This window comes from Amphritea sp., assembly GCF_016744155.1.
In the GTDB taxonomy this organism is placed as follows: Bacteria; Pseudomonadota; Gammaproteobacteria; order Pseudomonadales; family Balneatricaceae; genus Amphritea.
On the sequence record NZ_JADGEW010000001.1, the window covers coordinates 161,177 to 182,765 of the forward strand.

A 21,589-nucleotide genomic window follows, 5' to 3' on the forward strand; every position below is an offset into this window, starting at 1 on the left:
GAGGCTTTCATGGAACTAAATAATGTTGACTTGCTGCAGTCTCAATCATTCATCAACGGGCAGTGGTGTGGTGCTGAGAATGGCAAACTGTTTCTTGTTAAGAACCCTGCAACCGGGGACACTATCGCGGAAGTAGCCGATCTTGATGCTGAGGATGTGACCAAGGCTATTAGCGCTGCAAACGATGCATGGGCCGGATGGCGAGCCCGAACGGGTAAGGAGCGCAGTGCTGTATTACGTTGCTGGTTTGATCTGATTATTGAAGCGCAGGATGATCTCGCGAAAATTATGACGACGGAACAAGGTAAACCCGTCAATGAGGCACGCGGTGAAGTGCTTTACGGAGCCTCTTTTGTTGAGTGGTTTGCCGAAGAAGCTAAGCGACTTTATGGCGATATTATTCCTGCCCATGGCCGTGATAAGCGTTTGTTGGTGGTAAAACAATCAATTGGCGTTGCGGCAGCGATTACTCCCTGGAACTTCCCTATCGCTATGATTACCCGCAAAGTAGCGCCTGCGCTTGCGGCGGGCTGCCCGGTGGTTATTAAACCTTCTGAGCTTACGCCCTTGTCGGCGCTCGCTTTAGCTAAATTGGCACAAGAGGCTGGCTTTCCTGACGGAGTGTTTAATGTCATAACGTCAACCAATGCGCCAGAAGTGGGCCGTGTGCTCTGTTCAGATTCTCGCGTACGTAAACTTTCGTTTACTGGCTCTACACCTGTTGGCAAGCTATTAGCAGAACAGTGTGCCAGCAATGTTAAAAAGGTTTCCCTTGAGCTGGGAGGCAATGCACCCTTTATCGTGTTTGATGATGCCGATCTCGATGCCGCGGTAGTTGGCGCCATCATTTCAAAGTTTCGCAATGCAGGGCAAACCTGTGTTTGCACTAATAGAATATTTGTACAGTCGGGTGTTTACGATGCCTTTACTGAGAAATTCTCTGTTGCTGTAGAAGCGCTGACGGTCGGTAATGGTTTTGAACAAGATGTCACCATTGGCCCATTAATCGACGAGCGGGCACTTAATAAAGTACAGGCTCTGGTTGCGGATGCGCTAATTAATGGTGCAAAGATACTCACCGGTGGAGAGCAGTTCGAAGGCGTTACTAACGGTTATCGTCCGACCATACTAAGCAATGTTGATAACACTATGCGGATTGCTCAGGAGGAAATTTTTGGTCCGGTTGCTACGTTGATTAGTTTTGAGTCAGAAAATGAAGTTATTGGAATGGCAAATGACACGCCGTTTGGACTGGCTGCATATTTCTATGCCCGGGATATTGGCCGCATATGGCGAGTATCAGAAGCGCTTGAGTACGGTATGGTAGGCATAAATGAAGGCCTTATCTCCACCGAGGTGGCACCTTTCGGAGGTATCAAAGAGTCTGGCCTAGGTCGGGAAGGTTCGAAGTACGGTATCGATGACTATGTAGAGCTTAAATATCTTTGTATGGGTGTGAGTTGATTGGGTTTTGATAAGTACTTGCTAGTTTTTCTTTGTTGAGACTTGCCCCTTTTACAGGGGCCTTTTTTTGCCTATAGACATAGTTACTATACGGCACTACAGCGTTTTTTGAATTACCCCTGCTGCTCATTAATGCTCAGTGCGATCGCTTCGGCTATTTTAATACCGTCGATCGCTGCGGACATAATACCACCGGCGTAACCGGCCCCTTCTCCCGCAGGGTATAAACCACGGGTGTTAATACTTTGCATATCATCGCCGCGCTTGATCGAGACCGGTGAAGATGTACGTGTTTCAACGCCGGTTAGTAGTGCATCACTCTTGGCAAAGCCTTTGATCTTCTTGTTAAATTCAGGGATCGCTTCACGGATCGCCTCAATACAGAAATCGGGTAGCGCCTTGGAGAGATCGGTCAGCTTAATGCCTGGCTTGAATGAAGGTTTAACCGTACCGATCTCTTCAGATGAAGCGCCTTTAAGAAAATCTCCCACTTTCTGGGCTGGAGCATCGTAATTCTCGCCGCCCATGAGGTAAGCGTTACTCTCTAACTGACGCTGAAGGTCTATCCCGGCTAATGGGTTGCCGGGATAATCGGAAGGATCGATCCCCACCACAATTGCGCTGTTGGCATTGCGTTCCTGACGGGAGTACTGGCTCATACCGTTGGTAACCACCCGGCCTTCCTCTGACGTTGCAGCAACGACAGTACCGCCCGGGCACATACAGAAACTGTAAACTGAACGGCCACTTTTACAGTGATGTACCAGCTTATAATCGGCTGCGCCAAGAATAGGGTGGCCAGCATTTTTACCGAAACGGGCCTGATCAATCAGTGATTGCTCGTGCTCGATTCGGAAACCGATAGAGAATGGTTTGGCTTCCATATAAACATTTTTGTCGAACAGCATTTGGAAGGTATCACGTGCGCTATGACCTATGGCCAGGGCGACATGATTAGATTTGATAATTTCGCCATCCGCCAGGGTAATGCCGGTTACCTGGCCCTCTTCGATATGTAGATCATCTACCCGGGCGCTAAAACGGATCTCTCCGCCCATCTCGATAATTTTAGCGCGCATCTTTTCTACCATCGATACCAGTCTGAAAGTACCGATATGGGGCTTGCTAACATACATAATCTCTTCCGGCGCGCCGGCTTCGACAAACTCGGTCAGGACTTTACGGCCGTACTGTTTTGGATCTTTAATCTGTGTCCAGAGTTTACCATCGGAGAAAGTACCTGCGCCGCCCTCACCAAACTGAACGTTGGATTCGGTATTCAGCTTTTTCTGTCGCCAGAAGCCAAAAGTGTCTTTAGTCCGTTCGCGTACCTCTTTACCCCGTTCAATGATCAAGGGTTTATAACCCATCTGTGCCAGTACAAGACCTGTCAGCAGACCGCAGGGACCAAAACCGATCACTAATGGGCGTTCTTGCAGATCGGTCGGTGCCTGAGCAACGAACTTGTACTCCATATCCGGAGTGAGGCGAATCGATTGATTCCCCGCGTGCTTTTCCAGTAACTCATCGTTAATAGTGGTGTCGACATCGAGAGTATAGATCAGGAATATGCTGTTCTTTTTACGGGCATCGTAGCCGCGACGACGAATCTCTACAGTGGTTAACTGCTCTGCTGTTATGTCGAGAGTCGTTAAAATGGTATCAGTAAAAGCCTGCTCATCATGATCCAGCGGCAGTTTAATATTTGAAAGACGTATCATCTGATAAAAGCCCGAAAAAAGAGCGGCGAAAACCGCTCATAAGTTACTTAGCTATAGTAAAGGGGGCATTTTACTGTATTTCTGCGGTGGATGCCGAAGAGTTTGATGAGGCTTTGTACCCTATTTTTTTGTATTGCTTGCTGCTGCAGGCTTGCGCATATATTTCCACTTTAGGCTGGAGTTTATGGCGCTCTCACCATGGGCCCGATGGGGCAATACCTTTAGAAGTTTTAGTTGTACTTCTTTCCGGTCATCGGACACTTCAGCAAACTGCTTTGCCTTTTCATCGAAAAATAGGAGATAGCTGCGCAATTCAACCAGGTCTTGATTTGCCGAGAGCTCTCCATGGCCAGGCACAATTGTTTTAGCGTTCAGCGAGCTTATCAGATCAAGCGTTTTAACCCAGCCGGCCACGTCGGAGGCACCCATATTTGGATGGTAGTCATTGAATAAAACATCACCGGCAAAGACGATTTCCTGTTCCGGCAAATGGACAAATGCACTCCCTTGAGTATGTGAGTGGGTGTGGAAAACAATTTCGGGTTTAATACCGCCTAAATCGATAACCAACTTGTCTTGAAATGTCATATCTGGATAGGTAATACGGGTTCCTTGTGCCTGATCGGCGGTCAGTCCTGACCAGCCATTGTCTAAAATCTTCTGTGACCACTTCTTCATATAAATATCAGCCATCTGATGAGAAATGATGGTTGCGCCTAATGCTGAAAAGTCAGCGTTGCCAAAGGTATGGTCCGAATGAAAATGGGTATTTAAAACATAGTGAATGGGTTTGTCAGTAATTTCACGAATCGCCTGAATAAACTCCTGAGCCCGCAGCGAAGATATCTGTGTATCGATGACCAAAACCGATTTGTCGCCAATAATAACACCTGCATTTGCGCCATAACTGTTATTGGGTGAGTAATCGGCTGTGCCTAAAAAGACATAGGCATTTTCTGATAGTTGGGTGAGTTTATTGACGGCCTGCGCCGTTTGAATCCAGAGCAGTGTTGCTGCTATTACGCATAGTTGTTTTATGAATGTTTTCATTTCAGCACTTCCTCAATAAAGCAAAACGATGACTTTATTTTTCAGCAGTACTTTATTTCAAACAATAAATTTCGCAGGTGTTTTTAGGTGGAACCCATTATTCAGTGTGACCGGCAGCAACAGAATTAGCTGGCAGATGTCATACAGAGAGAAGGCTGTACGTGGATCTGAGGGCTTTTGTTTGTATCCTGAATAAACTGTTCGCCTACCTGAATCAGTTTTTCGCCGAGCTGAATAAAAGCTGGTGTGACTATCCAGACAGCTAATACACAGCACAGAGCTGGCATTAATAATTTGTTTGTACAGCGTGCAGAGGTGATCATGGAATTAAGCTCCTAATCAATCAATTCATCAAAACGGTATATCCGAACAGGGGGGCGACTTTGGAATATTTGTTCACTTATAAACTGGCTTTGTGACACTGTATAGACCGCACCAGAGCTAAAAACCGGAACCACGGACGATTGGCTATAACCGGAAGATCCATCATCGAAGGTTACGGGAGCTACATAATCGACACGGGCAATTTCCCCACTGTAGATCCCTATATCCCCCACTGGCACCATGTACCTTTCGTAAAAATCGTCCCCGACAAAGTGCCGTATAAGGGCACCTTTCATATCGTTACGACTGGCTTGAAAGCGCTCGGCGTAGCTGTCTGAAAGCTCGATTATTTTGGTGCCGGGTATCGTGATGGTTGCTCGACCAAACGCAGATCGAACCATCCGAGTTGCCGCAACCAAGGCGCTGTCCTCTTTGGTCAGAAATAGGTCGCGCAAGCGCTTTTGAATAGCCAGTGATGGAGTATCTTTACCCCGCTCCCAGCGTGAGATGGTTGTTTGGTCGACACTAAGAAGATAGGCCAGAGCATCTTGCTTTAGTCCATTCTCTTTACGGTATGTCTGTATTAAAAAAGGCCAGTCACTCATCAGAAACTTACCCATTGTACTTCTTGTGAACTTTAGACATTACAGGATTCAATCAGGGGATAAAGTATCCTTTAGACGCAGGATTAGTGTGGTTATTTGACTCGCCTGTATGACTATACTGACTTCAATGTTCACTTTTCAGCTAGAAATCAGTCTAGGCTATTATGGTTAAAAGCCTATAAAGGTGAAATATAATGGTTCTTTTCCTTGGCGCGTTGATGTTGGCTGTTCTGCTTGGCTATCTGGCTCAAAGCACTGGTCTGTGCATGGTACGGGGTATAAAAGAGTGGCTAGGGGGCAATCCGATGTTCATGCTGGCGATTCTTTTGTCAGGAGTGTGGGCTTGGGTGGCAGCATCTACTGCTATCTTTATGGGTAACGCACCACCGTTTAAAGTATATGAGGCCAACGTTTGGTTTGCTCTGGGTGGCTTGTTGTTTGGTTTGGGTACCGCCTTTAATCAGGGCTGTGGGGTATCGACGCTGAGCAAACTATCACGTGGCAATTTGCAGATGCTGGCTACTCTGACGGGTTGGATTATTGGTTGGTGTGCGTTGGCGAATTTAGAGATAGATACCGCCGTCACTGAGCTACCTGCGCCATCAATACCGGCCTATGCTGCCCTCTCTATTCTGTCTGTCGCTATCACTGTCTGGGCTCTGCTGGGGGACAAATTACGTAAAAAGCTCTGGCTTGGCATGATGGGAATAGGCCTGCTAGCTAGTTTTCTTTTCTTATATGAGCCCGGCTGGACGCCTAGTGGTCTGCTTCATGATCTGAGCGCTGCGGTTTTACATGGTGAGAGTACACGATGGCCGCTATCGCCAAGATACTATCTGTTACTCGCTTTGCTCGGCGGTATGATTCTCGCGGCATGGCGGATTAAACAGTTTGATCTCCGCTCCCCACGGTGGAACGTCTGGTTGATACATTTGCTGGCGGGCGTTTTGATGGGGCTGGGTGCTGCCCTGGCAATGGGAGGCAATGATTCGCAGCTACTGCTTGCCCTGCCCGCATTCTCTCCGTCTGGTTTTGTGACTGTAGTATCTATGTTGATAGGCATCTTTCTGGGATTGAAGATCGATGCGAAATATATTTCTGTAGAAGATAGAAGCTGCTAACTATCACTATCTTTTTTAAAAGCATAGATAAAGACTGGAAAAGTGAAGGAGATGGGGCCCTATTCCAGCCCCTCAATCACACCGCTTTGCAAAAGCTGGATACTGTTGGCTGCCGGTTCCTTTGGAAGTCCGGGCATACGCATGATCTTGCCGGTCAGAATCACCAGAAAGCCTGCTCCGGCATTAATCTGAATCGCCCGAACGGTCACTTCAAAGTCCCGTGGTCTGCCATGAAGCTCCGGGTCATCTGACAGTGAACTTGGGGCTTTGGCGATACACACAGGCAGATGGGTCAGACCCAGTTGTTGAACTAGCTTGAGATCTTTCTCTGCATCTTTTGTAAAGGCGACATCATCTGCACCATACATCGTTTTACATACAGCTCGTACCTTCTCTAATACGGTTAAATCCAGGCTATATAGAGGTTTAAAGGGTTTGTTCTGTGTTACTGAATTGATAACTGCTTTGGCCAGTTCAATGGCCCCTTTACCGCCATCGGCATGGTGGGTTGTTTCCGCAAAGGCGACGCCATGTTCGAGACAGCGATTACGAATAATCGCTACTTCTGCATCGGTGTCGGTGGCAAATCGGTTAAGCGCCACCACGGGTTGCTTATTGAATATCGCGACACTTTCAATGTGCTTATCCAGATTCCCCAACCCTTGTGTCACCGCTGTAAGATCTTCGGCTTCCAAGGTGTTTTTCAGCTTACCACCGTGCATTTTTAATGCCCGAACGGTGGTTACCAGCACCACTGCATCCGGATCTAAATTCGCTACTCGGCATTTGATATCGAAGAACTTTTCGGCGCCCAGATCGAAGCCGAAACCCGCTTCAGTGATTGCCCAGTCTGCATACTGCATCGCCATCCGGGTAGCGATAACGCTGTTGCACCCGTGAGCGATGTTGGCAAAAGGGCCTCCATGAACAAAGGCTGGAGTGCCCTCAAAGCTTTGTACCAGATTGGGTTGTAGCGCATCCCGTAACAGCGCCATCATCGCCCCGGTAATCTGTAACTGTGCGGCATAAACCGGCTCGCTCGCATAGGTATAGCCGATCAAAGTGCGATCAAGACGCTGTTTCAGATCCTCAGCGTTTTCGGCCAGGCAGAGCATCGCCATCACTTCTGAGGCGGCGGTAATATCGAAGCCGCCTTCCCGCGGAATTCCCTGCATCTTTCCGCCGAGGCCGAGGACGATGTTGCGCAGACTGCGGTCGTTCATATCCATAACCCGGCGCCAGACAATCTGCCGGGGGTCGATGCCTAACAAGTTGCCCTGGTAGATGTGGTTATCGAGGGCTGCCGACACTAGGTTATTAGCGCTGGTGATGGCATGAAAATCACCGGTAAAGTGCAGATTGATGCGGTCGGCAGGCATTATCTGACTATAGCCCCCGCCAGTCGCTCCCCCTTTCATTCCGAGGCAAGGCCCTAGCGAGGGTTCACGTAGCGCCATGCATACCGACTCGTTCAGCTGTGAAAACGCCTGAGCCAGACCAATCGTTGTGGTGGTTTTACCTTCCCCGGAGGGGGTGGGTGTCGTAGCAGAAACAAGAATTAGCTTGCCTGGTTTCCTATTGTTCTGGGTTAGCGCCTTTAGATCTACCTTGGCGATATCCCGACCATAAGGGTGGAGGTAGTCACTATCAATTCCCAGTTTCTCACTGATTTCAGCAATAGGCAGGGGGCTGAACTGTAGAGCGATCTCGACATCTGTGGCCATAACAGGCTCCTTAGTGATCAGTTATTTCGCTACTGTTCATTAAACATGGGAATAAATAGGGGCAGAGTCAATCTATACAGTGATTTTATTTTCTGATGTTGAGTGTTGAAGTCATTAAGCTTGATTGCTTAACGATGCAGTGGGTAGTGCTGCTTGGTGTTCAATTCGTTGGGCGACAATTAAGGCAATGCTGCCGGCCAGCATGATAACCAGCGTCAAAATCAGACCGTTGTTAAAGTTACCGTAATACTCTGCCATATAGCCCACGATAGCGGGAGCGATGACCTGAGCGATACCATAACTGAAGGTTAGTCGACTCATCGGTTTTGATGGGTTGTCAGGGAATAGGCGTCCAACCATCGACAGCATCATGCTGACGATGCCGATAAAACTGGCACCATAGATCAATGCGCTGAGAATGACGGCGGCTAAATCCTGGCTGAGCAGCAGAATCAGTATACTCAGGGCGTTAAGGAAGTAGGCAATAAACAGCGCTTGCCACTGGCCGGTGGTGTTGATGATTTTATCCCATAGGGCGCTCGCTGGAGCACAACTGATTCCGGCAACCAGCCAGATCATCCAGCCTTGTCCTGCTAATGCTTCGATGCTCTCGGCAATCGTAATCAGGAAGGTAGCCGAGATAACATAACCGGCCCCGGCGCAGAAATAGGCCAGCTGTAGCACCGGCATAAAGCTTGAAGGCAGAGAACTGTGTTTTGTGCAGTGTTTAGCCAGAGGCTGTTCAACACTGAAATCGGGTAGCCAGAACCATACAGGTATGATTAATACTAAGGTAACTGCGCTATACACCAGCCACTGTTGGTCCCAGCTGAAGTTATCTTTGATGATAACGGCAAGAATAGCCGTGATAACGATGCCGATGCCTAAGCCTGAAAAAAAGATGCCGAGTTCAGCTTTATGGTTACGTTTCATTAGCCAGTGCATCAGTAAACCACCGCCAAGTAGCATGCCGGCGGCACTGCTCAAGCCCGACAGATAACGCAGCAGATACCAAATTGGCTCTAGCGTGGTCAGTGCCATCGCCATGCTGGTCAATACAGCGGTTAGCAGTCCAACTTTATACAGGCGGGCTTTTAGCGCCAGACTGTGGATAAAAGAGATCAGCAATGCGCCACTGAGATACCCTGCATAGTTAGCGGCAGCCAGATAGCCGGCGACCGATTCACTCATCCCTGTTCCCCGGGCCATTTCAGGAATCATCGGAGTGTAGGCAAAACGGGCGATGCCGATGGTCGCGACTACCCCTAAAACACAGGTCAGTAGCATTCGGAATTTACTGATTTCGGGCATGCTAAATTCTCAAATTTGTAGAGATCTATAGATTAACGGGTGTAGTTTTTGTTGTCTTTCTATAAAATGACAGAATGTATATAAAACCAGACAGTAAGTTATGACATCCGATTCTGCCCACGAACTCAGTCTGTTGACGATGGAGTCCTTGCCTCGAGAACTCTATGTCCGGCAGGAGGTGATGCCCGCGGGTCACCATTTTCCACCTCACCGACATGATTGGCATCAGTTGTTGTATGCCGTTTCCGGTGTGCTGGTGGTGGACCTGATCGGCGAGCGCTACTTTATCCCACCGGAACAGGCGATCTGGTTGCCCAGTGGCTGTCAGCACAGCGTGTACACAGGGTATGGTGCTGATCTGAAAAGTCTTTATATTGAATCGAGCTATCAGGGGCTCGCCTCAGACAGAGCTTCAGTGCTACAGATTACGCCATTAATGCGGGAGCTTATATTGGCGGCTGCCGGTATTGAGGCTGAGTATCCATTCCAAGGCTATGAGAATGATCTGGTGCAGTTGCTGCTCCAATCACTGAGCCGTCTGGAAAGGGATGACCAGCATCTTCCCTGGCCGATAAGTGGCGATCTTATTAACCTTTGTAATCAGCTTTATGAACAATCAGACAGCAGCGAAACGTCAGAACAGTTGGCAGGTTCGCTGGCGGTGTCACTAAGGACACTAGACCGCCGTTTTCGTCGGGAAACCGGCATGTCGCTGAAACAGTGGCGCCAACAGTTACGGCTGATGCAGGCAATCGAACTACTGAATACGGGTCAGAATATTACCGCGATCGCTTTAGAACTTGGCTACAGCTCTGCTTCCCCTTTTATCTATATGTTCAGGGAGAAGTTTGGTCTCAGTCCCGCACAGTATAGAAAGCAAAACAGATAGGGATTGAGTTCATATCTTCAACAATCATGCTTGTGTTACTGTTTTGGCAGAAATTTATAGAGTTAGCTTTTGAGGGATGCTGAGTTGAAAAAGTTTGAGCTGAATTTAGATGCGGTTATTGTTCTCGCACTGCTGTTTGTTTTATCGCTGGGTGTGAATTATGTCCTCTATAGCCTTTATTCAGCAGAGGCAAAAGCAAACGTAAAAATGCAGATACAGAATCAGGTAGACCAGTTAAACCTAGCTTCACAGAAGGCTTATATCAAAAAGCTACAAGCGTTAGAAAAGTGAACGAGACAGAATTTAAAACATGATCTCTTGGTGTTTTTCAAAGGCTCATGAACACGTCCATGTGTTTTGTTAGTACCGCAGATTAAGACCTCGGCTCGCGCGCCATCGTATAGAATTCACTGTTGGCTTGCATGTTAGTAACGATGGCCATTCTATTTGATAACCCGAAGAATGCCGTAACGCCTGCGATGTCTAAAATATCCTCATCGTCAAAGCCATGGGTCTTGAGCTGGTCATAATCTGACTGTGCGACTAATTCCGGAGTCCGTGACAGCTTAAGAGCAAATGCTAGCATCGCTTTTTGCTTCTCGTTTATGGGTGCATGGAGATAGTTTATCGCTATCTGATCTGCTAATTGTGGCGCTTTAGAATAGGCACGCAGCAGAGCTCCATGAGCTACAACGCAGTATTGGCAGCCATTTGCAGCGCTGGTGGCAACGACAATCATCTCTTTTTCAGTCGGGCTAAGGGTGCTTCCTTCGCGATCCATAATGGCATCGTGATAGGCAAAGAACGCTCTAAATTCTTCAGGACGATGTGCGAGTGTCAAAAATACATTGGGGATAAAACGTGCCTTCTCCTGCACCGCTAAGATACGAGAAAGAATATCTTCGGGTAAAGAATCCAGGTCGGGGACAGGATAGCGGCTTATTGGTAATTGGCTCATTTGTGATCACCTTTGGCTTCATTTTTAATAACTCGTGGGTTAGTCTACCTATCACTATCGACAAAAATGAGACATAAAGCTGCCAATTAGCGCGCGAATTAGGACAATATGTACCAAATACTCGGATTAGCATTTGATGGATGCCAAGCCTCTGGCCTGAGCTCACCCTTTGATGTGTTTAATGTTACCAATACGATATGGAAGCAGCAGCGCGGAGAAGACACCGATCTGTACAATTGTCGGTTGGTATCGCTCACAGGAGAGCCTGTAACCTGTTCAAATGGCATGCGCTTAATGGTGGACTCTTCTCTGGAAGATGCTCCTCAGGCGGACCTGATTGTGGTGCCAGGTATTCATCACATGGATGCTAAATCACTCCTTAAAAATCTCAAAAGCCTCGACAATGAGAGACATTGGTTGCAACGCAGGGTGCAGCAAAAAACAGTGATCGCTGCTAATTGTAGCGGGGTGTTTTTATTGGCTGAAACCGGGGGGCTGGAAGGGAAAGATGCAACAACAGCCTGGTGGCTTGGCGGACTCTTTTGTAATCGCTATCCAGGGGTTAAACATCGAGCTGATCAGTTACTGGTTAAAAATGAAGGTACGTACTGTACCGGCTCGATGACCGCAAACCTGAGCGTTATGCTGACGATTGTTGAGCAGCAGGTAGGAAGACAGCTAGCCCAGAATGCCGCGCGGACTATGTTAATCGACGCTTCGAAAAGTTTCGCGTCACCGTACCTGTTCATGCAGGAGCAAACGGACCATCAGGATAGTCTGGTTCTGGCGGTTGAGAGTCAATTACAAAGAGATATATCTCAGAAATTGAATATGGAAGAGCTGGCAAAGAGACACTCGGTCAGTTTGAGAACGCTGTCGCGTCGGTTTAAAAAAGCGAACGGTATTAACCTATCCGACTACCACCAGCGAATTAGGCTGGAGCAAACTAAGTTGCTACTGGAAACAACCAGTCTCAGCATCGAGCAGATCGTGGAGAGGGTCGGTTATAGCAGCCAGAGTTCATTGCGCCGGTTATTTAATAAGGAATTAGGACTCTCTCCCAGTAGCTACCGCCAGAAACATCAACAAGAAGCAGGATAAGCCCCTCTTAGTTTTATTAAGCCGAGTACCCTTTTAAGCATGCGCTTATCTGGGGTTTAATACTGAGAGGTTAATTCAGACGCTCTTTATCGTGAAAGTGCTGATTCTGGGCAATCCAGTTCGCTACAGACCTCGATTATCTGCTCACGTAACCATTGATGGGCCTTCGAGTGGTGGGTCATTTTGTTCCAGTAAAGGCACAACTCAAAGCGACTGATAAAAGGAGGGTCTTTAATCTGCATAGGCCCGCCAATCAGCTTTGCTAAGCGTTCTGGCAACGTCATAACCAGATTGGTGCTGGCGATGGTCGGAATGAAGTTAGATACACTCGGCAGGCGTAAAGCGACATTTAAACTTACCCCTTGAAGCTCCGGGGTGTTCAAATAAGTGGGTTTCCAACCCCCCTCATAATGAATTTCTAAATGCTTGGCCTCTATATACTCATCGCGCCCGATCTCTTGCTTGGCCAATGGATGCTCTGCGGACATTAAACAAACATAGCGGTCCTGAAACAGTGCACGTTGATAGAGGGCTTCGTAATCATGCACGACTGGCGAAAGTAGCAGATCGCACTGACCGCGCTGCAGTTGTTGATGCCCGCTGACATGGGATTGAATGAATGTCATGCGGATATTAGGTGCTAGCCTGTTTAACCGTTGCACTAAACTTGGAACGATCACCTGTAATTCATATTGATTACAGGAGAGGGTCACATCCAACGTGGCATTCGAAGGCACAAAGTTCTCTGGCTGGAGTAGTTCAGACATCCCCCTAAGCAGGCTATCAATCTCAGGCATTATCTGGTGACAGCGGCGAGTAGGAGCTACTCCCCGGCCAGAGCGGACAAAGAGAGGATCCTGCAGTGCTTCACGCATTTGGTCCAGCGTATAGCTTACGGTTGGTTGATTCTGTCCAAGCTCAATCGCCGCCGCCGTCAGGGAGCCTAGCTCATAGATAAGCTTTAGGGTCTTGAGACTTTTGAAGCTCAGCGCACTGTAATCAAATTTTTCCATAATAGGTATCAGTATTATCGACTTAATCAATACTATTGTTAGCGCTATAGTCGGGTCAACAATAAATAAAAAGGAAGTTGACATGAGCCAAAGAGATTTAACTGAAGACGAGATCCGCGAGTATCAGCAAGATGGAGTCGTCTGTGTACGCAACGCTGTCGACCCTGAGTGGGTGGAGAAATTGATTGCCTTCGGTAAACATCAGCTAGATAACCCTGGAGAACTATGCAATGACGCTAATCCAGGGGCTGAAAAGGGACGTATGTTTACCGACCGCTACCTTTGGCGCTCTAATGATCTGGTTTATCAATACGCCAAGAATTCTGGCTGTGCCCGCTTAGTTGCTCAAGCGATGCAGAGCCAAACCTCCCGTTTCTATTTTGACCATTTACTGATCAAGAAAGCAGAAACGGCTACCCCCACGCCCTGGCATCAGGATGTACCCTACTGGCCATTCAAGGGTAAACAGATTGCATCGATCTGGTTGGCTCTGACGCCCGTAACGGTTGCCGGCAGCGGTCTGGAGTTCGTTAAAGGCTCGCATAAGGATGATGTGTTTTATCTGCCTGAAGCCTTTGGTGCATCAGGGGTAAAAAAGAATACCTGGACTGGCACAGGTGAAGGTATTCCCTGCCCCGATATCGAAGCGGCTCGTGAAGACTACGATATTGTCGGTTTCGATCTTCAGCCGGGAGATGCTCTGCTATTCTCGGCCTGGACCCTGCACGGTTCAGCAGGCAACCAGTCAACCACTCAGGATCGTATAGCGTTCTCAACTCGTTGGTTGGGTGACGATTCAATCTGGGATCCCAGACCCGGTACTGATCCAAGCGTAAACCCGGAAGAGGTTCGTGTTAAGCCAGGCAGTCATCCAGCGGATAATGCCATATTCCCTGAGTTCTATACTGCTTAAAGCGTTTAAATGAGGACAATTGGGGGGTGAAGTTATTTTCTTAGTAAGGCGAACCAATGCTTTGCGGTTAAGACAACGATAGAAAAATAATCGAACCACCAGCCCAATCCTTACCAAAAGGGTGCGGATGGGCTTGCAACTTTGTCTCCCTTACCAGGGGATGTTGCTGCCGTCGTAATCAAAGATGCCTCTACTCATCTCCGTGCGAGAGGTCGGGTTAATCTGGTCAACTAGCTTTCGCATGCCTGTAACGCTGGTGTCTATGTCGATAGCCCCTTCAGGTCCTCCCATATCTGTTCTGACATGACCTGGGTGGAGAAGCAGGCAACTGATTCCCTGAGCTTTATGGTCTTGCTCAAAGCAGCGCACGGCCATATTGAGTGCCGTCTTTGATGAGCGGTAGGCATACGCTCCTACCCCATTACCGGCGAGTGAAGACATCTTGCTGGTAGTGAAAGCAATCACCTTTCGTTCCGATAAAATAACGTTCTCCACCAAGGCTTCTGCGATGCGGATAGGGGCGATGCAGTTAACTTCGAATGAGCGAAGCCAGTCATGGTTGTCGACCTGTTCGAGGGCCTGATTTTTATCCAGATAGACCCCCGCGTTGTTCCAGAGAATGTCGATTGGAATATCGGCCAACTTTAACTTGAGCACCTTGATTGATGCCGGACAGGTTAAGTCCAGGGCCAGGGTTTCAATACCCTCAATTGGAGACTTATCGGGCTTACGGCTGGTCGCAAAAACACGCCATCCATCGCGTACATATGATCGCGCCAGAGCCAGGCCAATACCTCGATTCGCGCCGGTAATTAATATTGTAGGCATCTGCTCTGATTCCTTATTCTGTGAATATTGGGGGCGTCATAGTGAAACGCTGCGAAAAACCAGCCATCGGCCCCTTAATGCTGCATACTTTAAGCTTATCAAATACTGTCGTTGGTCTGATAAAGAGGCCGCAGAGTATCGTTTAAAAGTTTGATGTCTGGCATCGTTGCCCGTAGCTCTGAAGAGAGCACCCATGGGTATGGTTGATCATCAAACCAGGACAATACGTCAGGCTGCAACTCATCGGGTAAAATAACCATATTATCAATCGTTATCGTTAATAGCTGGGCAAAGCCTGAAGTGCCTTCCTCGAAGTCCCACTGATAGTCCCCGTAGCCTAGCCGCAATGATCCCGATGATTTTTCCGTCATGCAAACCAGCCAACGGCAATTGAGGTGGTTTCGGTTCGGATGCTGATCAACCGTATCGGTGAGGCAAAGGGTATAGATATTCTCGTAGCTGTTGTTGAAATCTAGAACAAGCGTCTGGGTTATCTTATCCACACCACTGACCTCAGCCGGAAATGAAATATTATCTGTCTGCACAACCATTTTCAGTGATGCCTGCTCAGAAAATACCTTATCCATTAAGTGAGGCTTGCTGTTATCTTTGGCTTTTATGTATTGGTTAATTAGGCTCTGATATTGTTTATTCATTTTGACGGCTTCAGTTGTATTCGGTGTTTAAACTTTACGGGCTGATCGACTCTCAAGCATGATTTCCTTTAGATCCTGCCAGGAATCTGTTAATTCCGAGTCGGAACCACCAACACGGGTTGTTCTGCATATTTAATCACTTGTCGGGTGGTGCGGCTGCTACGACCAAAGCTGTTATGTGAACCAATCAGAATCAGATCAGCATCAACCTGATTGGCCAGTTCAACTATAACGTCGGAGCGATTGCCTTCGCCGACAAACTGCTCAATATCTATCTCCGGTATCTCTTCAAGTTGGTCAATTTCATCCTGATAGAATTGTTTAACCCGCTCTTTCATATTCATTTTAACTGTTTTTAATCCCTCTTCATGGATAGTTTTTATGAGGTTTTTCGGTAGGTATTGCTGGATTAACACCTGGCCGGTTTCACCAACGGGCTCTACCACGTGCAACATGATGATTTTAGCTTTATAAAGGCTGGCCATCTTCACTGCTTGGCGAAACACCGGACGGGTATGCTTTCCCAGCGAGGTGGTATAGAGGATGGTTTTGATCTCGGGTAGTGACATAGTGTGCTCCATAAATCCTGTTGTAGCGTTAACTGTTAGTTAATTTTGTTACTATTTTTGAGCAATAAGTGATCAGTTAATATTCGCTAATCTTATTAACCACAACCGTGATCATGGCTATATTTCTGCGGGGCTCAGATTTAATATCGCCCATCAGCTCTTTCAATTGTCCGGTGATGACTGATTCTGAGATGTGTGCTGAAAAATCGGCAAGGTTATCTAAGCCTGGATTTGCTTTTATCGCCTGGATAACTTTGTCTTGTACCTCGGCATCAAGGTTCTGCACCAGCGCTTGTCTGGCTTTACGGTGCCACTTATCCACAGCCGGTAACTGGTTGATCTCGCGTCGTAACCAGAAGAGGTCCAGTTGCGTGTTCAGATGAAAGAAAGCAGCGGCAACGAAATTGAGACCGCAATCGGTTATGGCCGCAATCCTGGCTATATCAAACCCGTAGTAAAGAAACTCAAGTGCTTCGACTTTGGTTTGCATTACACTCTGAGGTGTGTGGACTGTATCGCTTTCGGCCGCCGTTTTCTGATTAAACGAGGTCTTGTTTAGTTGTTCGTAGGTATGGCCAACCGCTTGTTTAAAGTGAGCGATAATTGCCGGTGTTTCCATCGACCAGTCGGCATTTTTAAGTAACCAGTGGGTGGCTTTCTCCAACGGATGGTGGATCTGTAACTGTAGCGCCATCTGCTGTTCGTTGGTGATAGTGAAGCCCATCCGGTCGATCTCTTTGACTATATCCGAAACGCCTAACGCCTCTCGTGCCACAGTATAAGATCGAATCCATTGCCCACAATTAGTCTGGACCTCCTCAAGGAGCAAGATACTAAAGGTCGAGCCCATGCGGTTCATTACCTGATTGGTAAGTTGCGCGGCGAGTATTTCCTTACGAAGCGGGTGTGTAGCTATCTCGTTGCGGTACTGCTGCTGTAGCAAGGTCGGAAAATAACCAAACAGCTCTGCAGCGATTTGACTGTCGTCGATCACATCTGTCGCAATCAATTGCTCAAATAACCGACTCTTGCTATAGGCTAGTAGTACCGCAATTTCAGGACGGGTCAGCCCTTCCTTCTTGGCGATTCGTTGTTCAATTTCTGCATCGTCGGGCAGTTGTTCCATTTGCCGATCAAGCCGCCCTTCACGCTCCAATAACTGGATCAACTGCGCATGTTTAGCGATAAACAGAGGCCCTGTTTGGTTCGATTGACTGAGCATCTTGCTCTGTTGGTAGTTGTTACGCAGTACCAGTGCAGAGACCTCGTCGGTCATCTCATCGAGTAGACGGTCGCGTTCGGTTATATCTATGCGCCCGGCATCGACTAGTGGATTAAGCAGAATCTTGATATTGACCTCGTGGTCGGAGCAATCGACGCCGGCAGAGTTGTCTACCGCATCGGTGTTTATCAGACCGCCGCAACGGGCGAATTCAATACGAGCCTGCTGGGTGAGCCCCAAGTTACCGCCTTCTACCACCACTTTGGCGCGCAGCTCCAATGCACTTACCCGAACGGTATCGGTGGCTCGATCCCCTACGTCCTGATCTCTTTCATGGCTGGCGCGGACGTAAGTACCGATCCCGCCGTTCCATAGCAGGTCAATATCTGCTTGCAGGATCGCGCGAATTAACTCATCAGGGGAGAGCTGTTGGGTCTTGTCGGTCAGTCCCAGTCGTTGGCGAATCGGTGCCGATAGCGGGATTTTTTTTGCAGCGCGTGAAAATACTCCGCCCCCTTCAGATATCAGCGCCGGGTTGTAATCACTCCAGGACGAGCGGGGCAGCTTAAACAGCCGCTGCCGTTCATTGAATGAGATGCCGGGAGTCGGGTTGGGGTCGATAAAGATGTGTCGGTGATTGAAGGCTGCGATCAGTTGGATCTGATCAGATAACAGCATACCGTTACCAAATACATCCCCGGACATGTCACCGATTCCAGCTACGGTAAACGGGCTGGTCTGAGTATCCTGTCCCAGCTCTTTGAACAGTCGTTTGGTTGACTCCCAGGCGCCCCGCGCGGTGATCCCCATTTTTTTATGGTCGTAGCCTTGAGAACCTCCCGAGGCGAAGGCATCTCCCAGCCAGAAACCTTGCTGGCAAGCGATCGCGTTGGCGGTGTCAGAAAAGGTAGCGGTACCTTTGTCCGCAGCCACGACCAGATAGGCATCGTCATCATCGTAACGGATGACGTCTTTTGGTGGGACAGTACAACCATCCACACGGTTGTCGGTCAGATCAAGCAGGGCGCGAATATACGTCGAGTATGCCTGACGAACCTGTTGCACCTTTTCTTCAGGCTCGGTGCTGATTTCCAGGGTTTTGCAGATGAAACCACCTTTGGCGCCGGTTGGTGCTATTACCGCGTTCTTGACCATTTGAGCTTTGACCAGTCCCAGTACTTCGGTTCTGTAATCCTCCATACGCTCAGACCAGCGCAGGCCTCCTCTGGCGACCTTGCCGCCCCGCAGATGCACCCCTTCAACCGTCGGACCGAAGACAAAAATCTCATAAGCAGGGACCGGTTTTGGCATCATGCCGATCTTTGCGGGTAATAATTTAAACGCCAGACAGCGTGCGTTATCACTCCAGATCTCTTCGCAGAAAAAGTTACACCTCACCATCGCCTCGATCACTTCGATAAAGCTGTTGAGGATACGGTCATCATCGATCGACTCGACAGCTTCTATAAGGCCATTCAGATTTGTCCGCACTTCGTCCAGGCGTTGCTGTGAGGCCGGGTTATTTGGATCGAATTTGAGGATGAAGAGTTCGGCAATCATGGTGGCAATATCTGGATATCGACACAGAGTGGCTTCCATATAGGTCAGACTGAAGGGGAGATTGATCTGTAGCAGATAGCGGGCAATCGATCGGAACAGCACGCAAGTACGCAGTTCAAAGTCACAAAGTGTAATCAGTTTATTAAAACCATCGTTATCGACCGCCCTTTTGGAGATGGCCAGCAAGGTCTCGGAAAACTGAGTCTGCATCTTTTTTGATGAGAGCAATTGCTGTTCTTGAGGGCGCAGTTTCAGCTTTACCTGCCAGGCTAATTCGTCGGTCTGGCTGGTGGACGTCAGCACAACGACGCCGAGGTTTTCGACCATAGGCAGCAGGTCTGACAAGACCACAAGAGCACCATTACCCATAACCGAAAGCTCTATACTTTGCTCCGAGGGGAAGACTTGACCAAATCGACAGCTGTGAATCAGTGACTTATCAACCTCGATCTTATTATTGTTCTTATCAAGTTGCGCTTTCATGACCTGTTTAAACCTCTTTACGGGTACTTAAACCCAGATATATCTTTGAAATAAATACGTTAATTTTTTTGTCTTGATGCATGTCGGCGTCAGATTCAAACACTCAGTGTTCCTGAGCCGGGCTCTTCATTTTTTTAGGTAGCAAGTTCCCTTGCCCGTTTAAATAAACGGGGTATATGGCTGGTTGCTGAGAAGATTTAGTCTGGTATAGGGTTAACCAGAGGGCCGGGACAGCGGCCCTCTTTTAATCATCGTTGGCTCATGGACATCGGCAGGTAGGTCACAATTTCAGGAAACAGATAGATCAATATCACGGCGAACAAGATCAGCAGGAAGAACGGTAACGCAGCGCGGGCTACGTAGAGAATGTTTTTCCCGGTTAACGACTGAATCACAAATAGATTGAAGCCGACAGGAGGGGTGATCTGGGACATCTCGACTACCAGAACGATATAGATACCAAACCAGAGCAGATCGATACCAGCCTGTTGCACCATCGGCAGCACCACAGCAACGGTAAGAACCACCACCGAAATACCATCCAGAAAGCAGCCCAGCGCGACAAACAGCACGGTTAGATAAATCAGCAAGACGCCAGGGGAGAGAGATAATTGCCCAATCCCTTCTGCCAACGCTCTGGGAATGCCCAAAAAGCCCATTGCTAAGGTGAGAAAGTGTGCGCCGGCCAGAATCATCCCTATCATGCAGGAACTTTTTACAGCGCCGGTAAGGCTTTCACCGAAGCTGCTTGTATCCAGTGAGCCGGTGACAGCAGCCAGAAACAGTGCACCAACAACACCCAAAGCCGCAGCCTCGGTCGGGGTGGTTAAGCCTCCGTAGATGGAGCCTAGTACAAAACCGATCAGGCCCATGATGGGCAATAACAGTCTAAGAGCTTTGAGCTTGGCTGCAAAAGACACATGTTCTTTATCGTGCTTGGGTAATTCGTCTTTGTTCAGTAGTGCCCAGATGATGGTGTAGCCCATGAATAGAGTCACCAGCAATAATCCGGGCAGGGCGCCGGCGATAAACAGACGACCAATCGAAACCTCAGCGGCAACACCATAAACAATTAGAATAATCGACGGTGGAATCAGCAACCCAAGCGTACCTGAGCCGGCGAGTGTTCCCACCGCCATACGATCGCTGTATCCCTGCGCTTTGAGCTCTGGCAGTGTCATTCGACCGATAGTTGCGGCTGTGGCGGCAGAAGAGCCTGAAACCGCAGCAAAAATCCCGCAGCTGAGTACGTTTACATGAAGTAGTTTGCCGGGTAATCCACTTAGCCAGGGTGACAGCCCTTTAAAAAGGTCCTCGGAAAGGCGAGTCCGAAACAGTATCTCTCCCATCCATATAAAGAGCGGTAATGCGGTCAGTGACCATGAGGTGCTGGCACCCCAGGTTGAGGTAGCAAAGAGCAAACCGATCTGATCATTCCCCGACAGAAGCAAGCCCAATACACCAACGCCAAACAGCGCTAATGAAACCCAGACACCCAGTGCCAGCATTAGCAGCATGAATACCGCCAGGGAGACTCCAATAATTGTAATATCCATTAGATTTCCTCCAGATGAAGCTCGGCTTCGTGGACTCTATAGGAGGGGGATTGGCGTTTTAGCAGCGCAACGACATCGTCCAGAATTGCAATATTTAACATGAGAATGCCCAGTGCGACAGGTACCTGAGGCATCCAGATTGGAATAGATACATACCCTGAAGAGACCTCCTCAAAAATGTAAGATTCCCAAACCATATGAACCGAGTAGAAAGACATGAAACTGACCAGAAATAGTGCAAAAAGCAGTACGATTAATTCTTGAATGTAGCGAGAGCCCCGGGTCCAGTGTTGAATAACCAGAGTGACCCGAATATGCCCGCCTTGACGAAAGGTATAAGCAAGCCCGAAAAAGGTGGCAGCGGCCAGTGCGTAACCGGAAAAATCTTCTGCAGAAGGCACAATAAAACCAAATAACCTACCGACAATCTGTGCAGTAATAATCGATGTAATCAGGACAATACAGAACCCCGACAAGTACCCGGATACTAAATAAAGCTTATCGAGTAGAGAGCGCATAGT

At 48.3% G+C, this 21,589-nt stretch carries 19 protein-coding genes; 6 read left to right on the plus strand and 13 right to left on the minus strand.

The features are described from left to right. Positions 1-9 precede the first annotated feature (9 nt). Positions 10-1,464 (plus strand): NAD-dependent succinate-semialdehyde dehydrogenase, encoded by a 1,455-nt coding sequence (locus QZZ54_RS00750; RefSeq protein ID WP_290697166.1) that lies wholly within the window; start codon positions 10-12, stop codon positions 1,462-1,464. Positions 1,465-1,577: 113 nt separating this feature from the next. Here the strand turns inward: QZZ54_RS00750 and QZZ54_RS00755 are convergent, their stop codons facing one another. From QZZ54_RS00755 to QZZ54_RS00765, 3 genes are all read right to left on the minus strand, one after another. Next, the gene (locus QZZ54_RS00755) at positions 1,578-3,185 is read right to left on the minus strand and encodes an NAD(P)/FAD-dependent oxidoreductase (protein WP_290697169.1); all 1,608 of its coding nucleotides are present in this window, start codon (positions 3,183-3,185) and stop codon (positions 1,578-1,580) included. 120 nt (positions 3,186-3,305) lie between these two features. Beyond that, complete coding sequence (locus tag QZZ54_RS00760) at positions 3,306-4,235, minus strand: MBL fold metallo-hydrolase (RefSeq protein ID WP_290697172.1); 930 nt, start codon at positions 4,233-4,235, stop codon at positions 3,306-3,308. A 335-nt stretch (positions 4,236-4,570) separates the two neighbouring features. Beyond that, entirely contained in the window at positions 4,571-5,179 is a 609-nt protein-coding gene (locus QZZ54_RS00765) for a helix-turn-helix transcriptional regulator (protein WP_290697175.1), read from the minus strand. Positions 5,180-5,358: 179 nt separating this feature from the next. On the opposite strand from QZZ54_RS00765, the gene QZZ54_RS00770 reads away from it, so the two are divergent. Then, the gene (locus QZZ54_RS00770; protein WP_290697178.1) at positions 5,359-6,285 is read left to right on the plus strand and encodes a YeeE/YedE thiosulfate transporter family protein; all 927 of its coding nucleotides are present in this window, start codon (positions 5,359-5,361) and stop codon (positions 6,283-6,285) included. A gap of 59 nt (positions 6,286-6,344) precedes the next feature. Here the strand turns inward: QZZ54_RS00770 and QZZ54_RS00775 are convergent, their stop codons facing one another. Beyond that, entirely contained in the window at positions 6,345-8,009 is a 1,665-nt protein-coding gene (locus QZZ54_RS00775) for a formate--tetrahydrofolate ligase (RefSeq protein ID WP_290697181.1), read from the minus strand. Positions 8,010-8,123: 114 nt separating this feature from the next. After that, entirely contained in the window at positions 8,124-9,320 is a 1,197-nt protein-coding gene (locus tag QZZ54_RS00780; protein ID WP_290697184.1) for a YbfB/YjiJ family MFS transporter, read from the minus strand. A gap of 100 nt (positions 9,321-9,420) precedes the next feature. Here QZZ54_RS00780 and QZZ54_RS00785 point away from each other — a divergent pair, with 100 nt between their 5' ends. Continuing rightward, positions 9,421-10,209: a helix-turn-helix transcriptional regulator gene (locus tag QZZ54_RS00785; RefSeq protein WP_290697187.1), complete on the plus strand. Its 789-nt coding sequence runs from the start codon at positions 9,421-9,423 to the stop codon at positions 10,207-10,209. Between the two features lie 84 nt (positions 10,210-10,293). Next, the gene (locus QZZ54_RS00790) at positions 10,294-10,500 is read left to right on the plus strand and encodes a hypothetical protein (protein WP_290697189.1); all 207 of its coding nucleotides are present in this window, start codon (positions 10,294-10,296) and stop codon (positions 10,498-10,500) included. 82 nt (positions 10,501-10,582) lie between these two features. On the opposite strand, the gene QZZ54_RS00795 is transcribed toward QZZ54_RS00790, so the two are convergent. Beyond that, positions 10,583-11,167, minus strand: coding sequence for a peroxidase-related enzyme (locus QZZ54_RS00795; RefSeq protein ID WP_290697191.1), 585 nt, complete (start codon positions 11,165-11,167; stop codon positions 10,583-10,585). Positions 11,168-11,275: 108 nt separating this feature from the next. Between QZZ54_RS00795 and QZZ54_RS00800 the strand changes: the two genes are divergently transcribed. Further along, a complete protein-coding gene (locus tag QZZ54_RS00800; RefSeq protein ID WP_290697193.1) occupies positions 11,276-12,268 on the plus strand; it encodes a helix-turn-helix domain-containing protein in 993 nt (330 codons plus the stop codon). Between the two features lie 86 nt (positions 12,269-12,354). Here QZZ54_RS00800 and QZZ54_RS00805 read toward each other — a convergent pair whose 3' ends face one another. Then, positions 12,355-13,281, minus strand: a complete 927-nt coding sequence (locus tag QZZ54_RS00805; RefSeq protein ID WP_290697195.1) for a LysR family transcriptional regulator — start codon at positions 13,279-13,281, stop codon at positions 12,355-12,357. 82 nt (positions 13,282-13,363) lie between these two features. Here QZZ54_RS00805 and QZZ54_RS00810 point away from each other — a divergent pair, with 82 nt between their 5' ends. Next, positions 13,364-14,194, plus strand: coding sequence for a phytanoyl-CoA dioxygenase family protein (locus QZZ54_RS00810; RefSeq protein WP_290697197.1), 831 nt, complete (start codon positions 13,364-13,366; stop codon positions 14,192-14,194). A gap of 150 nt (positions 14,195-14,344) precedes the next feature. Here the strand turns inward: QZZ54_RS00810 and QZZ54_RS00815 are convergent, their stop codons facing one another. The 6 genes from QZZ54_RS00815 to QZZ54_RS00840 form a co-directional block, all read right to left on the minus strand. Next, entirely contained in the window at positions 14,345-15,022 is a 678-nt protein-coding gene (locus QZZ54_RS00815) for an SDR family oxidoreductase (RefSeq protein WP_290697198.1), read from the minus strand. Positions 15,023-15,120: 98 nt separating this feature from the next. Continuing rightward, positions 15,121-15,678 (minus strand): hypothetical protein, encoded by a 558-nt coding sequence (locus tag QZZ54_RS00820; protein WP_290697201.1) that lies wholly within the window; start codon positions 15,676-15,678, stop codon positions 15,121-15,123. An 89-nt stretch (positions 15,679-15,767) separates the two neighbouring features. Further along, positions 15,768-16,247: a universal stress protein gene (locus QZZ54_RS00825; RefSeq protein ID WP_290697204.1), complete on the minus strand. Its 480-nt coding sequence runs from the start codon at positions 16,245-16,247 to the stop codon at positions 15,768-15,770. A gap of 76 nt (positions 16,248-16,323) precedes the next feature. Beyond that, positions 16,324-19,512 (minus strand): NAD-glutamate dehydrogenase domain-containing protein, encoded by a 3,189-nt coding sequence (locus QZZ54_RS00830; RefSeq protein WP_290697207.1) that lies wholly within the window; start codon positions 19,510-19,512, stop codon positions 16,324-16,326. Positions 19,513-19,760: 248 nt separating this feature from the next. Continuing rightward, entirely contained in the window at positions 19,761-21,068 is a 1,308-nt protein-coding gene (locus QZZ54_RS00835) for a TRAP transporter large permease subunit (RefSeq protein ID WP_290697210.1), read from the minus strand. Then, positions 21,068-21,586, minus strand: a complete 519-nt coding sequence (locus QZZ54_RS00840; RefSeq protein ID WP_290697242.1) for a TRAP transporter small permease — start codon at positions 21,584-21,586, stop codon at positions 21,068-21,070. Before QZZ54_RS00840 ends, QZZ54_RS00835 begins: the two co-directional genes overlap by 1 nt. Between the last annotated feature and the right edge of the window lie 3 nt (positions 21,587-21,589).

What these genes read in the sequence shown, in the direction of transcription:
- QZZ54_RS00755 (WP_290697169.1), bottom strand. Translation starts at nt 3,185, where the DNA reads ATGATACGTCTTTCAAATATTAAACTGCCGCTGGATCATGATGAGCAG.
- QZZ54_RS00810 (WP_290697197.1), top strand. Translation starts at nt 13,364, where the DNA reads ATGAGCCAAAGAGATTTAACTGAAGACGAGATCCGCGAGTATCAGCAA.
- QZZ54_RS00820 (WP_290697201.1), bottom strand. Translation starts at nt 15,678, where the DNA reads ATGAATAAACAATATCAGAGCCTAATTAACCAATACATAAAAGCCAAA.
- QZZ54_RS00775 (WP_290697181.1), bottom strand. Translation starts at nt 8,009, where the DNA reads ATGGCCACAGATGTCGAGATCGCTCTACAGTTCAGCCCCCTGCCTATT.
- QZZ54_RS00760 (WP_290697172.1), bottom strand. Translation starts at nt 4,235, where the DNA reads ATGAAAACATTCATAAAACAACTATGCGTAATAGCAGCAACACTGCTC.
- QZZ54_RS00770 (WP_290697178.1), top strand. Translation starts at nt 5,359, where the DNA reads ATGGTTCTTTTCCTTGGCGCGTTGATGTTGGCTGTTCTGCTTGGCTAT.
- QZZ54_RS00785 (WP_290697187.1), top strand. Translation starts at nt 9,421, where the DNA reads ATGACATCCGATTCTGCCCACGAACTCAGTCTGTTGACGATGGAGTCC.
- QZZ54_RS00840 (WP_290697242.1), bottom strand. Translation starts at nt 21,586, where the DNA reads ATGCGCTCTCTACTCGATAAGCTTTATTTAGTATCCGGGTACTTGTCG.
- QZZ54_RS00830 (WP_290697207.1), bottom strand. Translation starts at nt 19,512, where the DNA reads ATGAAAGCGCAACTTGATAAGAACAATAATAAGATCGAGGTTGATAAG.
- QZZ54_RS00835 (WP_290697210.1), bottom strand. Translation starts at nt 21,068, where the DNA reads ATGGATATTACAATTATTGGAGTCTCCCTGGCGGTATTCATGCTGCTA.
- QZZ54_RS00780 (WP_290697184.1), bottom strand. Translation starts at nt 9,320, where the DNA reads ATGCCCGAAATCAGTAAATTCCGAATGCTACTGACCTGTGTTTTAGGG.
- QZZ54_RS00800 (WP_290697193.1), top strand. Translation starts at nt 11,276, where the DNA reads ATGTACCAAATACTCGGATTAGCATTTGATGGATGCCAAGCCTCTGGC.
- QZZ54_RS00795 (WP_290697191.1), bottom strand. Translation starts at nt 11,167, where the DNA reads ATGAGCCAATTACCAATAAGCCGCTATCCTGTCCCCGACCTGGATTCT.
- QZZ54_RS00750 (WP_290697166.1), top strand. Translation starts at nt 10, where the DNA reads ATGGAACTAAATAATGTTGACTTGCTGCAGTCTCAATCATTCATCAAC.
- QZZ54_RS00825 (WP_290697204.1), bottom strand. Translation starts at nt 16,247, where the DNA reads ATGTCACTACCCGAGATCAAAACCATCCTCTATACCACCTCGCTGGGA.
- QZZ54_RS00765 (WP_290697175.1), bottom strand. Translation starts at nt 5,179, where the DNA reads ATGGGTAAGTTTCTGATGAGTGACTGGCCTTTTTTAATACAGACATAC.
- QZZ54_RS00805 (WP_290697195.1), bottom strand. Translation starts at nt 13,281, where the DNA reads ATGGAAAAATTTGATTACAGTGCGCTGAGCTTCAAAAGTCTCAAGACC.
- QZZ54_RS00815 (WP_290697198.1), bottom strand. Translation starts at nt 15,022, where the DNA reads ATGCCTACAATATTAATTACCGGCGCGAATCGAGGTATTGGCCTGGCT.